This is a genomic window from Sinomicrobium pectinilyticum (assembly GCF_003725735.1).
Classification (GTDB): Bacteria; Bacteroidota; Bacteroidia; order Flavobacteriales; family Flavobacteriaceae; genus Sinomicrobium; species Sinomicrobium pectinilyticum.
This window is the reverse complement of the sequence record NZ_RJTM01000140.1, coordinates 1-283: the sequence shown is the minus strand read 5'-3', so window position 1 is coordinate 283 and position 283 is coordinate 1. Positions and strand designations below refer to the sequence as shown.

Here is a 283-nt window from a genome sequence, read left to right as displayed (position 1 = left end):
TTCTTCCAGGCATTCGGGCCTGAAGAGCGCCTCCAGTTGCTCCCGGTCAAATTCATCTTCCCTTTCGTCCCACAACCAATGTGCTACCCGGACCCGATCCCCGGTCTCAAACCGCTTGTGGTCAAAATTATAATCGGTACTGATAAAGACCGGTACGGCGATCTCACCGGCCACGACCAGGTCACCGTGGTTATAATCGCCCCAGAACAGGCCTTTTACATTTAAATCGCCTGTTACATAAATTTCTTGTCCGCCCGCTACGATATTATCCGCTTGCAGGTTA

The 283-nt window shown here is 51.2% G+C and carries 1 pseudogene; it reads right to left on the bottom strand.

Going from position 1 to position 283, the window contains the following annotated elements:
- A pseudogene (locus ED312_RS23900) lies at nt 1–283 on the bottom strand (hypothetical protein); the annotation flags it as partial.